General features: G+C 77.5%; 8 protein-coding genes. 4 read left to right on the forward strand and 4 right to left on the reverse strand.

Features of this window, described 5'->3' with window-relative positions; genetic code table 11:
* The first annotated feature begins 44 nt into the window (after positions 1-44).
* On the forward strand, positions 45-1,568 hold the full coding sequence (locus M3673_RS19700) for a LuxR C-terminal-related transcriptional regulator (RefSeq protein WP_308196147.1): 1,524 nt from the start codon (positions 45-47) through the stop codon (positions 1,566-1,568).
* Positions 1,569-1,603: 35 nt separating this feature from the next.
* On the opposite strand, the gene M3673_RS14045 is transcribed toward M3673_RS19700, so the two are convergent.
* Positions 1,604-2,704, reverse strand: coding sequence for a DUF2332 domain-containing protein (locus tag M3673_RS14045; protein ID WP_251535267.1), 1,101 nt, complete (start codon positions 2,702-2,704; stop codon positions 1,604-1,606).
* Positions 2,705-2,835: 131 nt separating this feature from the next.
* On the opposite strand from M3673_RS14045, the gene M3673_RS14050 reads away from it, so the two are divergent.
* The 3 genes from M3673_RS14050 (at position 2,836) to M3673_RS14060 (ending at position 6,097) form a co-directional block, all read left to right on the forward strand.
* Positions 2,836-3,348, forward strand: coding sequence for a hypothetical protein (locus M3673_RS14050; protein ID WP_251534423.1), 513 nt, complete (start codon positions 2,836-2,838; stop codon positions 3,346-3,348).
* A gap of 110 nt (positions 3,349-3,458) precedes the next feature.
* On the forward strand, positions 3,459-4,982 hold the full coding sequence (locus M3673_RS14055) for a flotillin family protein (protein WP_056905159.1): 1,524 nt from the start codon (positions 3,459-3,461) through the stop codon (positions 4,980-4,982).
* Positions 4,979-6,097: a hypothetical protein gene (locus tag M3673_RS14060; RefSeq protein ID WP_251534424.1), complete on the forward strand. Its 1,119-nt coding sequence runs from the start codon at positions 4,979-4,981 to the stop codon at positions 6,095-6,097. The genes M3673_RS14055 and M3673_RS14060 overlap by 4 nt, the downstream gene beginning before the upstream one ends.
* 111 nt (positions 6,098-6,208) lie before the next feature.
* On the opposite strand, the gene M3673_RS14065 is transcribed toward M3673_RS14060, so the two are convergent.
* The 3 genes from M3673_RS14065 to M3673_RS14075 form a co-directional block, all read right to left on the reverse strand.
* Positions 6,209-7,678, reverse strand: a complete 1,470-nt coding sequence (locus M3673_RS14065; protein ID WP_056865046.1) for an NAD-dependent succinate-semialdehyde dehydrogenase — start codon at positions 7,676-7,678, stop codon at positions 6,209-6,211.
* A 254-nt stretch (positions 7,679-7,932) separates the two neighbouring features.
* The gene (locus M3673_RS14070) at positions 7,933-10,809 is read right to left on the reverse strand and encodes a LuxR family transcriptional regulator (RefSeq protein WP_251534425.1); all 2,877 of its coding nucleotides are present in this window, start codon (positions 10,807-10,809) and stop codon (positions 7,933-7,935) included.
* A gap of 198 nt (positions 10,810-11,007) precedes the next feature.
* Positions 11,008-13,011, reverse strand: coding sequence for a penicillin-binding transpeptidase domain-containing protein (locus M3673_RS14075; RefSeq protein ID WP_251534426.1), 2,004 nt, complete (start codon positions 13,009-13,011; stop codon positions 11,008-11,010).
* Positions 13,012-13,018: the final 7 nt, after the last annotated feature.

Raw genomic sequence — 13,018 nt, forward strand, 5'->3', positions numbered from 1 at the left:
CGCCGCCGGCGGCTGGGACCACGCCGGTGGCGGGGACCACGCCGGTGGCGGGGACCACGCCGGCGAACGGCCCCGCGGCCGACGTGCCCGCCACCGCGGCCCGACCCGCGCCCGCGCGCCCCACCGGGGCGGCGCGGTCACCGCAGCACCGCCCGACCGCCCGCCAGCCCGGGCCGGCCGACCTCGCCGCCGCGCTGAGCAGGGGCCTGCTCGGCGGTGGTCCCGTGGACCTGACCCCGCTCGAGGGTGCGCGTGACGGCCAGCTCGACGGCCAGCAGGGCCGCCGCCCGCTGAGCCACCTCGGGTCCAGCGGGTCCGTGCAGGCCACCGGGCCCCTCGCCGACCGCGCCGCCACGACCGCGGGCGACGGTGCCCCCACCTCGGCCCCCACCTCGGCCCTCACCTCGGCCCTCACCTCCGCCGGCACCTCGGCCACCTCGGCCACCCCGGCCACCTCGGCCACCTCCGCCACCTCCGCGTCGACCCCTGCCCCCGTCGCCGACGACCCCGCCGACGCCGCCTCCCTGTCACTGACCCGGGCGGTCCACCTGCTGCGTGCGGGGCGGGTCGAGGAGACCCTCGCCGCCCTCGATGCGCTCACTGCCGACCCCCACCCACGGCCCGACGCGGCCCGCGCCGGCCTGCCCGTGCACCTGGAGGTCGCTGCGCTGGCGACGGCCCTGGACGCCCACCTGTGCGCCGGCGACCTGGGCTCCGCGCTCGACGTCGGCCGGGCCCTCCGCGCCCTCGACACCACCGCACCCCCGCGACCCGCCCCGTCGAGCAGCAGCACCACCGACGTCGCGTCGGCGTCCGGAGCCGCCCCGGGTGGTCTGGTGGACCCCCACCCCGAGGCCGTGCGTCAGCACGCGCTCGCCGAGCTGTGCGCCGCCTCCGGCGACCACGCCGGGGCGGTGGAGCACGCGAGCGCCGCCGGCCGGCTCGCCCCCGACGCCGCACCCGCCGACCTGCCCTGGCGCGCCTCGCTGGCGATGGCCCTGGCGCGCGCCGGGCGCCGCGGCGAGGCCGAGGCGCTGGTGGGCGACCACCTCGCCGCGGCCGACCGGGCGGGGTCGACGTACGCCCGGGCCGGGGCGCTGCGCACGCGGGCGAGCCTGCTCGCCGGCCCCGAGCGCACGGCCCGCCTCGAGGAGGCGCGCACGCTGCTGGCCGGTCGACCCGACCTCGCACGGCTCGCCGCCCAGGTCGACGTCGACCTGGCCGGGGTGCTGGCCCTGACCCCGGGCGGTGCCCCGCGCGCGGTCGCGCTGCTGCGCACCGCCGAGGCCTTCGCGAGCACCCACGGTCTCTGGCCCCTGCACGGCCGGGTCCGCCGCCTGCTCGAGCACCTCGGGGAGTCGCCACGGCGCATCGCCGCCGAGGTGCTGGCCCCGCTGGGCGCCCGGGAGCGGCGGGTGGCGGGCCTGGCGATGGCCGGCTCCACCAACCGTCAGGTGGCCGAGGAGCTCGGGGTCACGGTCAAGGCGGTCGAGTGGCACCTCTCGCGGGTCTACCGCAAGCTCGGGGTCACCTCACGCACCGGCCTGCGGGCGCTGCTCGAGGGCTGACCCGCGCGACCCGCGGCCCCACGGGTGGGCGCCGGTCAGGCCCCCGGCCCTCCCGGCGGCGCGCACCACTCCAGGCTGCGCCCGTGGCCGTGGGTCCAGGCCAGGGCCCGCCCGTCGAGGCCGAGCACGAAGGTCTGTCGCCCCGGTGGCAGCGCGGGACCGGTGGCGGTGACCTCCGGCAGCACGCCGCGGCCCTCGTTGCTGACCCAGCGGCAGGCCCCCGATCCGACGAGCTCGCGCATCATCGTCACGAAGCGGCGCCGGTCCTCCTCGGCGAGGTAGGCCACGACCGCGCTGTGCACCACGACCACCTGCGCCTCGCCGCCCACCTCCCTCACCAGGGTGGGGAGGTCGGTGAGCAGGTCCCCCCGGCGTACGTCGGGCGGCTCGGCCCGGGCCACCTCGACGGCGCGGGCCAGCAGCTCACGGCGGTCGTCGTGCTCGGGCCAGACCAGCGTGGTCAGCCACGCCACGGTGTCGGGGTCGGCCGCGTCCAGCGGGTTGAGGTCGAGGCCGCCCCGCCACACCACCGGCGGCAGCGGGCCGGTCAGCAACCCGCGCAGGCCCCCGTCGAGGCCCGCGTCGAGGCCGCCGTCGAGGCCCCCGCGCCCGGCTCCACCGGACGCGCCCGGGTCGAGGGCGCAGGTGAGCAACGGCGCGGCCGGGTCACCCACGGCGACGACGGGCCCGCTGCCCGACCGGGCGTCTCCCGTCAGGTCCCAGCGGTAGCGCCACCGGTCGGGGTAGAGGCACAGCCCGGCGCTGGCGCCCACCTCGAGCAGGGCCAGCGGACGGTCGTCGCCACGGGTCGCCGCCACCAGGGCGGGGCGCAGCGTGGCCAGGCGGCGCACCTCGTTGGTCTGCGTGGTGCGCGACAGGATCGTGGCGCGCACGGCGCCCTCGTCGGCGAGCAGCGCGTCGCGCAACGCGGAGTAGGGCCCCGGAGCCGGCACACCGTGCCACCGGGCGGCGGCCAGCACCAGGTTGGGCTGGCGCCGGGCGTCGGGCAGCGCCCCGATCCAGGCCAGCACCTCGGGGTCGTCGGCCACGTGGCGCGCCCAGTCGGCGAAGCAGGCGGAGTCGCCGTCGGCGTAGGCCGCGAAGTCGACGTACCGCGCGGCGAGGTCACCCCACATCTCCACGCCCCGATCGTCCCCCACCGCCGGCCCGGTCCGGGGGAGCAGGGCGCCCCGGTGTTTCGCACGCCGGGGGGCCGGACATGCTGAGGCCCAGCGCCCCGCCCCGGGACGCGGGCGGGAGCACGGCGGTGACGGTCTACCTGGTGGTCGGGCTCGTCGGCCTGCTCGTGCTCGCGGTCTCGCTGCTGCTGGGCGACGCCCTCGACGGGCTCCTCGACGGCGCGGTCGACGCGCTCGGCGACGCCTTCTCCACCGCGGTGCTCGGCGCCTTCCTCGCCGCCCTCGGCTTCGGCGGCGCGATGGCGGAGGCCCTCGACGCACCGCTGCTCGTCTCGCTGCCGGTCGGCGTGGTCTCGGGCGTGGTCTTCGGGTGGTTCGCCTCCTGGCTGACCCGGCTGGTGCGCGACGGCGGCAGCGACGCCACCCTCACCACCGACGACACCCGGGGCCGCGACGGCCGGGTGGTCACCGGCATCCCCGCCGACGGGTTCGGGGTCGTCGACGTCCTGGTCGGGGGGCACACGATGCGCCTCAACGCCCGCGCCGAGGAGCCGCTCGACCCCGGCACCCCGGTGCACGTCACCAGCGTCCTCTCCCCCACCGCGGTCACCGTCGCCCCGCTGTGGCCCGAGGTCCGCTGACCCGTCCGCGGCACCCCTCCCCCCCGGCTCCACCACCCCACGCCGCACCACCCCACGCCGCACCACCCCACGCCGCACCACCCCCACGCCGCACCGTCCGAAAGGCCCCCATGGACCTGCTCATCCCCCTCGGCGGACTCCTCGTCCTCCTCGTGCTCCTCGTGCTCCTCGTCACCAGCCGCTACAAGGTCGCCGGGCCCAACGAGGCCTTCATCGTCACCGGGCGCAAGGGCAAGGCGGTGCTCAACCCCGAGACCGGAGCCCTCACCACCGACCTCTCGGGGCAGAAGGTCATCCTCGGCGGCGGCACCTTCGTGATCCCCTTCGTGCAGAAGCTCGCCACCCTCGACCTGTCCTCGCGCCGCATCTCGGTGCAGATCCGGGGCGCGGTCTCGGGCCAGGGCATCAAGCTCAACGTCGAGGGCGTCGCCATCGTCAAGGTGGGCGGCAACGCCGACCAGATCCGCCTGGCCGCCCAGCGCTTCCTCTCGCAGCAGGCCGACGTCGAGCCCTTCACCCAGGAGGTGCTCGCGGGTGCGCTGCGCTCGATCGTGGGCGGGCTGACCGTGGAGCAGATCATCCGCGACCGCGCCGCCTTCGCCCAGCGCGTCGCCGACGAGTCGGAGAACTCCCTGACCGGCCAGGGCCTGATCCTCGACACCTTCCAGATCCAGGACGTCACCGACGACGGCTCCTACCTCGCCGACCTCGGTCGCCCCGAGGCCGCCCGCATCGGCCAGGCCGCCTCGATCGCCGAGGCCAACGCCCGCCAGGCCGCCGAGCAGGCGCGGATCAAGGCCGAGGAGGAGATCGCCATCGCCCAGCGCGCGCTCGCCCTCAAGCAGGCCGAGATCAAGGCCGAGACCGACGCGGCCTCCGCCAACGCCGCCTCGGCCGGACCCCTGGCCCAGGCTGACCGCGACCAGGCCATCCTGCTGGAGCAGGAGAAGGTGGCCGTGCGGCAGGCGGCGCTCACCGAGCGCAACCTCGAGACCGAGGTGCGCAAGCCCGCCGACGCCGCGCGCTACCGCGTCGAGCAGGAGGCCGAGGCCGCCCGCTCGGCCGAGATCGCCGCCGCCGAGGCGCGCAAGGCCGCCACGATCGCGGCCGCCGAGGCCGCCGCCGAGCAGGCCCGGCTCAACGGTGAGGCCGAGAAGTCACGGCGTACGGCGCTCGCCGAGGCCGAGGCGATCGAGGGCGCACGACGCGGTGAGGCCGAGCGGTCGCGTCGCGTCGCGGAGGCCGAGGCCACCCGCGCCGAGGGCGAGGCCACCGCGGCCGCGACCCTCGCGGTCGGCCAGGCCGAGGCCGAGGCGATGGACAAGCGCGCCGAGGCCTTCGCCCACTACAACGACGCCGCCGTGCTCCAGATGCTCATCGAGGTGCTGCCGCAGATCGCCCGGGAGGTCGCGGCCCCGATCAGCGCCATCGACCAGCTGACCGTCATCTCCTCCGACGGCGCCGGCGCCCTGCCGCGCCAGGTCACCGACAACGTCACCCAGACGCTGTCGATGCTCAAGACCTCCACCGGCCTCGACCTCGAGGCCCTCATCAAGAGCTCCGTGGGCAAGGCGGCCGTCGGCACCGGCCTCGAGGCCCCGGCCGCCGGGGGCACCGGGGGCACCGGGGCGTGAGCGGGGGCGCGACCAAGGCGGCTCGCGCGGTCGGGACGGCGGTCCTGGCGATCGTCTCGGTGCTGGTGGGCTTCCTGCTGCTGGCCTTCGGGGCGCGGGCGGTCGCCGTGCCGTGGCTGCGGTGGATCGACCTGTGGGTCGCCGACGGCGACGAGCGGCGCGTGGTGCTGGCCGTCGTGGCGTGGTCGTGGGCGCTCGGGCTGCTCGTGGTCGGCGTGCGCGCGGCCCGGCGGCGGTGGGGGCGGGCGGCGTCGGCGGGCTGGCTGCTCGTGGCGGCGGCCGCGCTGCCGGTCTTCGCCTTCGTGCCCGGCCGCAGCAGCGGTGACAACGGGGCGAGCACCGTCACGCGCGAGGCCCTCGGTCCCCTGGCACAGGTCGGCGGCCCGCTGGCCGTCGTCGCCTTCGTGACGTTCCTGTCGGTGGTCGGCCTCGCCGTGGCCGTCGTGCGCCCCCGCCCGGGCGACCCGCCCCGCACCCGGTGGCTGCGCCGCCCGCTCGGCACGGTGGTGGCCTGGTCCCTGGTGGCGGCCGTGCTCGCCGGCGCCATGGCGGCCTACGTCGACCCCACCCCCACCCGCGGCTCCTGGCTGGACCAGACCGCGCGCGCCGTGGCCGGCGGCGACGAGGGGGTGACCGGGGGCTTCGAGATCGGCCTCGACACGCGGCGCGCCGAGGTCGTGCCCTGCGAGGAGGCGGCCGGGCTGCTGAGCGTCGAGGGGGAGGCGCCGGCCCTCGAGGGGTGCCGCTCCGCCCTGGTCGTCGACGCCGTCGGCCGCACGGGCGAGGGCGCGTCGCGCCGCGACACCGGGGCGCTGGGCGCCGTGGTGGTGCAGACCCGGACCCTCGACCAGCTCGACGCCCTCGACCGGGCCCTCGACGACGCCGAGCTCGTCGGCGACCTCACCCCCGACTCGGCCGAGCCCGTGCTGGTCAGCCCGGCCGCGCGGTCCTACGCCCTCGTCATCGCCGCCGAGGACCCCGGCGACGCCCCGCTCGGCGAGGGAGCCGCCCAGCGGCCCCTCACCCGCGCCCTGGCCTACACCGTCATCGGCACCGCCGTCGGGCTCTACCTCGGCCCGCCCGAGACCGGCGGCGGCCCGGGCGACGGGCTGTGACCCTCCACCGGCGGACCTGCCGCCCCGTCGTGGCGGGGCGGCAGTGGGGCGGCAGTGGGGCGGCGGACCGGGCGTGACGGCGCCCGGCCCCGGCCGGGAGCGCGCCGCGGGTCAGCCGGCGGGGAGGGCGACGTAGGTGGTCTCGAGGTACTCCTCGATGCCCTCGAAGCCGCCCTCGCGGCCGAAGCCGCTGGCCTTGACGCCGCCGAAGGGGGCGGCGGGGTTGGAGATCAGGCCGGTGTTGACCCCGACCATGCCGAAGTCGAGCCGCTCGGCCAGGCGGATCGTGCGGGACAGGTCGCGGGTGTAGACGTAGGAGGCCAGGCCGTACTCGGTGTCGTTGGCGCGCTCGACGGCCTCGTCCTCGGTCTCGAACGTCGTCACCGGGGCGACCGGGCCGAAGATCTCCTGGCGGTTGAGGTCGGAGCCGACGGGCACGTCGAGCAGCACGGTCGGGGGGTAGAACCAGCCGTCGCCGCCCAGCGGGGTGCCACCGCACACGACCTTCGCGCCGCCCTCGACGGCGTCGGCGACCAGGGCCGTCACCGACTCCACGGCCTTGGCGTCGATGAGGGGGCCGACGTCGACGCCCTCGTCCTGGCCGCGGCCCACGGTGAGGGCGCCCATGCGCTTGCCGAGCTTGTCGGCGAACTCCTCGGCGACCGAGGAGTGCACCAGGAAGCGGTTGGCCGCCGTGCAGGCCTCGCCCATGTTGCGCATCTTGGCCACCATCGCGCCGTCGACCGCGGCGTCGACGTCGGCGTCGGCGAAGACCAGGAAGGGCGCGTTGCCGCCCAGCTCCATCGAGACCCGCTGCAGCTGGTCGGCCGACTGGCGCACGAGCACCTTGCCGACGCCGGTGGAGCCGGTGAAGCTGACCTTGCGCAGCCGGTCGTCGCCCTGGAGCGCCTGGCTCATCTCCCCGGCCCGGGTCGAGGGCACGACGTTGAGCACGCCGTCGGGCAGCCCGGCCTCGCCGAGGATGCGGGCCAGGGCCAGCATGGTCAGCGGGGTCTGGGCGGCGGGCTTGACCACCATCGTGCAGCCGGCGGCGATGGCCGGGCCGATCTTGCGGGTGCCCATGGCCAGCGGGAAGTTCCACGGCGTGACGAAGAAGCACGGCCCCACCGGCTTCTTCAGCGTCAGCAGGCGGCTGCCACCGGCCGGCGCCTGCATCCAGCGGCCGTGGATGCGCACGGCCTCCTCGGAGTACCACCGGAAGAACTCGTTGCCGTAGCCGACCTCGCCGGTCGCCTCGGCGACGGTCTTGCCCATCTCCAGGCTCATCAGGCGGGCCAGGTCGTCGGTGCGCTCGCGGATCAGCTCGAAGGCCGAGCGCAGGATCTCGCCGCGCTCGCGCGGCGCGGTGGCGGCCCACGAGGCCTGGGCGGCCACGGCGGCGTCGAGGGCCTCGCGGGCGTCGGCCACCGAGGCGTCGGCGACGCGGGTCAGCACCGAGCCGTCGGCGGGGTCGAGCACGTCGAAGGTCTCACCGCCCTCCGCCTCGCGCCAGCGGCCGGCGACCAGCAGGCCCCGGTGCTCGTCGGCCAGCAGCGTGCTCGGGACATCCAGACCAGTCATGGGTCCGATCCAACTCCGACGACACAGTTGTGACAAGTTCCTGACACTCGACCACCGGCGTGGAAAACTCGGGGCTGTCGACTTCGGAGGGAGCACTTCGATGACGACGGTGGACCCCTTGCCGACCCCATGCGGCGAGGGGTTCATCCTTGTGCGGCTCCTGGCTGTCCCCACACACGGATCCCACACGGACGAGCGCGGGCCCTCGGGCCCGCGCTCGCGTCCGTCGGCGACGTCGGCGACGTCGGGCCGGCTCAGGCGCCGGGACCGCGCAGCAGCGAGGCCAGCTGCGTGCGCGAGCGCACGTCGAGCTTGCGGTAGATGCGGGTCAGGGTCGCCTCGACGGTCTTGACGCTCACGTAGGTCCGGGCGGCGATCTCGCGGTTCGACGCCCCCGCGGCGACCTCGCGGGCGATGCGGGCCTCGGTCTCGGTGAGGCGGTCGAGCAGCGGGGTGCCGACGGTCGCGGCCGCCGGGTCGAGCTCGGCGCGCACCTGCTCCACCCACGTGCGGGCCCGCAGGTCGGTGAAGAGCGCCAGCGCCTCCTCCAGGCCGGCGCGCGCCGCCGCGGCCCGGCGTCGGCGCCGCTCCAGGTGGGCGCGGGCCACCAGCGTGCGCCCCTGGTCGACGCGCATGCCGAGGTCGGCGCAGACCTTGGCCGCCCGGTCGAGCAGCAGCACGGCGCCCTCGGCGTCGCCGCGGGCGGTGAGCAGCTCGGCCTCGGCGCGGTCGAGCTGGGCGCCCACCCCGTCGGTGCCGCTGCGACCGTCGAGGGCGCGGCGGGCCTCGGCGAGCACGCCGGACGCCTCCTCCAGCCGCCCCAGGCGCACGAGGGCGGTGACCAGCTCGTGCTGCCACCGGTTGACCGTGGGGTCGACGACCCGGCTGCGCCGCTCCATGCCGCGCACCCGCTCCAGCGCCCGCGCCGCGCCCTCGGCGTCGCCGCCGCGCAGCAGGGCCTGCCCCAGCAGCACGAGGTGGCGCTGGAGGTAGCGCGCGTCGCCGCTGTCCTCCGCGGCCGAGGCGCCCTGCCCGGCCAGCCGCCGGGCCCGGTCGAGGTCGCCGGCGACCAGCTCGGCCTGCGCCTGCACGAACCAGGCGGTGTGGGGGTCGAGCCCGAACTCCGCCCCGACGCGGGCCGCGCGCGCGGCGTACTCGACGACCTCGCGGCCGTGGCCGGCCCGGGCACCGACCTCGACCAGGCACCGCAGCACGTGGGCCTCGTCGGTGCCGGCGCCGCGCTCGACCTGGGCCAGCATCGCGCGGAAGGCGCTCCAGGCCTCCTCGAGACGGTCGTCGTAGAAGGCGAAGCGGGCGGCCATGTAGCCGGGCGAGGTGTGCACCAGCCCGTCGGCGCCGGGGCCAGGGCCGGCCAGCTCGACGGCGCGGGCCAGGGTGGCGTCGTGGGGGCCGCCGAGCCAGCGGTACGCCGCGGCCAGCGCGGTCAGCGCCGCGGCGCGCCCGGTGTCGTCGCCGGCGCGGCCGAGCAGCTCCACGGCCTGCTCCGCGCGGCGGATCGACTCCTCGGGCCGCGCCTCCATGAGCGCCACGCGGGAGCGCTGCAGCAGCACCATCGCCACCAGCCGGTCGTCGTCGCCCGCGTCGGCGAGCGCCACGGCGAGCACGTCGTCGAGGGTGCCGGCCGGCGAGCCCGCCAGCTCGGCCAGCGCCAGCCGCACCCGCACGGTCTGCTCGGCCGTCGGCGCGGCGTCGAGGAAGTCGGCGAGCGCGCCGCGCACCAGGTCGACGTGGTTGCCCGGGGCGGCGGTCTCGATGCCCGTGGCCAGCCACTCCGCGCGGCTCCCGGCCAGGTCGGCCGGGGCCCGGTCGGCGGCGAGCACGTAGAGCTCGGCGGCCAGGTCGCGCGCGCCCGCCGCGGCGGCGTCGCGGGCGGCGTCGGCCAGCTCACGGGCCAGGTCGGCGCGCGGGCGGGGGTCGGCCAGGGCCCGGTGGCGGGCCCGCTCGGCCGGACGCACCGCGGCCTCGGCGAGCTCCTCGTGCAGCGCGGCCCGACGCGCGGCCGGGGTGAGGTCGAGCAGCACCGAGGCCAGCCGGGCCGGGGTGAAGCGCACCTCGCCGTCGCCGGAGGCGTCGGCGAGGTGGGCGCCGCGGCCGTCGACGACGAGGCCCGCGGCCACCGCGACCCGGACGTCCTCCTCGGCGGCGATCCGACCGCTGCGGCGCAGCTGGCGCACGGTCGGGCGGTGGAGCAGCGCGGCGCGCAGCAGGGTCTCGCGGGGCTCCTCCGGCAGGGCGAGCAGCCGCTGGCGCAGCACCCGCTCGATGCTGACCGGCAGCGGCACGGGACGCCCGAGCAGCGCCGGCTGGTCGCGCAGCGCACCGGCCAGCGCCAGCGCCAGGGCCGGCACACCGGCCGCGTCGAGGTGCACGCGGTGGGCCACCTGCGCGGGCAGGCCCAGCGGCGCGAGCAGGTCGATGGTCTCGGCGACCTCGAGCGGCGGCACGGTGAGGACGTGGAGGTCGACCAGCGCGGCGGGGTCGGAGTCGATGCCGTCGCCCGGCCCGAGCGAAGCCACCAGTCCCACACGGTCGCCGAGACGGCGGCGCGCGTAGCCGACGACCACCGACGACTCCGCGTCGAGCCACTGCACGTCGTCGAGCAGCAGCAGCACCCGCGAGCGGCGCGAGACCAGCTCGAGCAGGGCCTGCAGCGCGCGACCGAGGGCCACCAGGAGCGTCTCGTCGACCGCCAGGAGGGGTGGACCGGCCGGTGCGCCCGACGCCGGGCCGGTCGGGGGCTCGAGGCCGGGATCGGGCTCGGGCTCGGGCTCGGGGCGGGGGTCGCCGGAGGGGGTGGAGGGGGTGCCGCGCAGGCCGTCGGCCACCGGGGCCCGCGAGGTCGGGGGGAGGGCCTGGAGCACCTGCTCGACCGCGGCCGCGGGCAGCTGGGCGACCAGGTCGCGCAGCGCGGCGAGCGGCAGCGACCGCTCGGCCGGCACCCCCGCGGCGCGCAGGACGAGCTGGCCGGCCTCGCCGCCCGCGGTCTCGAGCTCGTCGAGCAGCGCGCTGCGTCCGATGCCGTGCGGGCCCTGGAGGGCGACCGGCACTCCCCGCCCGAGCAGGTCCGTGACCGCTGCGAGCAGGCCGCGACGACCCACGAGTCGAGACATGAGGCGGTCAGCCTACGACCCCCGACGCGCTCGTCCCGCACCGACGAGCGTCGCCCCGGGGTCGGCCGGGTAAAGGTTCTGCCTCCCGCCGGGAGAGGCCTCGCGGTGCGCTCCACCAGCGCCTCCGGGTCGTCCGGGCGGGCCGCGCCGGGCCCGGATCGCCCCGCCGTGGGACCCGCCGCGGGGGCCCGGGGCGGCTCAGCGTACGGCGCGCAGGAAGCCCTCCAGCAGGGGGCCGGCGGTCACCGAGCCCGACTGCCCCTCGTCGACGTACACCGCGACCGCGAGGTCGCCCTGGGCGGCGACCATCCAGGCGTGGGTCAGCACGCGGCCGTCGCGCTCGAACTCCGCCGTGCCGGTCTTGGCGATCACCGGCGGGCCGGGCACGTCGGCCAGGGCCGACCCGCTGCCCTCGGTGACCACGGCACGCAGCATGCCGCGCAGGGCGCCGGCCTCCTGCGCGCTCAGCGGGTCGACGTCGCCCGACGGCGTCGCGCGCACGTCGTCGAGGAGCCACGGCAGCGTGAGCTCCCCGGCGGCGACGGTGCCGACGACCGAGGCCATGGTCAGCGGGGAGGCCAGCACCGTGCCCTGGCCGATGAGGTCGGCGGCGGCACCGGTCTCGGTGGTCGGGGGCTCGATGCTGCCGAAGTACGCCGGGAACCCCAGGTCGTGGTCGACGCCCAGCCCCAGGGTGGCCGCGGCGTCGGCCAGGTCGGTGTCGCCGAGCCGGTCGCGCTGGCTGATGAAGGCGGTGTTGCAGGAGTTGGCCACGGCCGTGCGCAGGGGCACCTCCCCGGTCGCGCCGGCGGGGTAGTCGGAGTAGTTGGTGAAGCGGCGTCCGTCCACGACGACCGAGGTGGTGCACGGCACGGTGCTGGCGGGGGTCAGCCCGGAGCGCAGCAGCGCCAGGCTGCTGACGATCTTGAACGTCGACCCCGGTGCGGCCTGGCCGAAGGTGGCGAGGTTGAGGCCGTCGCTGCCGGGCCCGTTGGCGGCGGCGAGCACCGCGCCCGTGCTGGGGCGCAGGGCCACGATCGCGCTGCCGGGGCCGACGTCGGCCAGCAGCCGCTCCGCGCTCGACTGCAGGTCGCGGTCGAGGCTGAGGCGCAGGTCGGTGCCGTCGACCTCGTCGAGGCGGAAGAGCTCGCGCTCGCCGCGGTTGCGCACCATGGCCTCGGAGTCGGCGGGGGTCGCGTTGACCACCACCCCGGGGGTGCCGCGCAGCTGCGCGTCGTACCTCGCCTGGAGGCCCGACAGGCCCGCCTCGTCGCCGGGGGCGTAGACCGCGGGATCCTCCTCGACCATCTCGGCCGTGACCGGGCCGACCGTGCCCAGGATCGGCGCGGCGAACTCCCGGGTCGGCGCCAGCGGCAGCGAGTCGGCCACGGCCAGCACCCCGGTGATCGAGCGGTAGTCGCGACCCACCCGCTTGGGCACCTCGAGCTGGCGGTAGGTGATCGCCTCGACGAAGGCCTCCTCGCCCGCGGCCTCGACCCGGGCGACGTACGGCGCGACGTCGACGCCCACCAGGCGGGCCAGCGCCCGGGCGGCCGGCAGGGCCTGGGCCGCGTCGCGGAACTGGCTGCGGTCGATGCCGAAGCGGGTCACCGGCCGGTCGGTGACCAGCACCTGGCCGCCCGCGCCCACCAGGTCGCCGCGCGCCGGGGCCACCGGCGTGGCGTCGAGCACCTCGTCCTCGCCCAGCGTCGGCTCCACCAGCCGGGGTTCCCAGGCCACCAGCCAGGCGTCGTCGCGCTGCACGAGCCCGACCTCGGAGTCGTAGGTCCACGGCTGCGGCTCCTCGCTCCCGCTCTCGGCCCCCTCGGCAGCCGGTGCCGGCTCGACCAGGGGCCACGACCAGGTGAGCGTGGCGGTGGCGTCGGTGCCGTCCTCGACCACCTCGCCCGCGGTGACCACGGGGGTGACCTCGCCGAGGCCGCCGACCACCGCGTCGAGCAGGGCCTGCACCTCCTCGCCGCTGTCGCCGGCCCACGCCACGGTGGTCACGTCGCCCGCCGAGAGCGCCGCGGCGAGGTCCTCGACCACCGGGGCGGGGTCGGGCCCGCCGACGGTGTCGGCCACCCGGTCGCAGCCGCTCAGCACGGTGGAGAGGCCGAGCGCGGCGGCCGCGAGCGTGCCGGCGCGCCGGAGGCCCGGCCTCCGGGGGGTGCGGTCGGGGGTGGTGCGTGGTGCCTGCATGACGTCC

The sequence above is a fragment of the Nocardioides sp. P86 genome (assembly GCF_023712465.1).
GTDB classification, from domain to species: domain Bacteria; phylum Actinomycetota; class Actinomycetes; order Propionibacteriales; family Nocardioidaceae; genus Nocardioides; species Nocardioides kribbensis.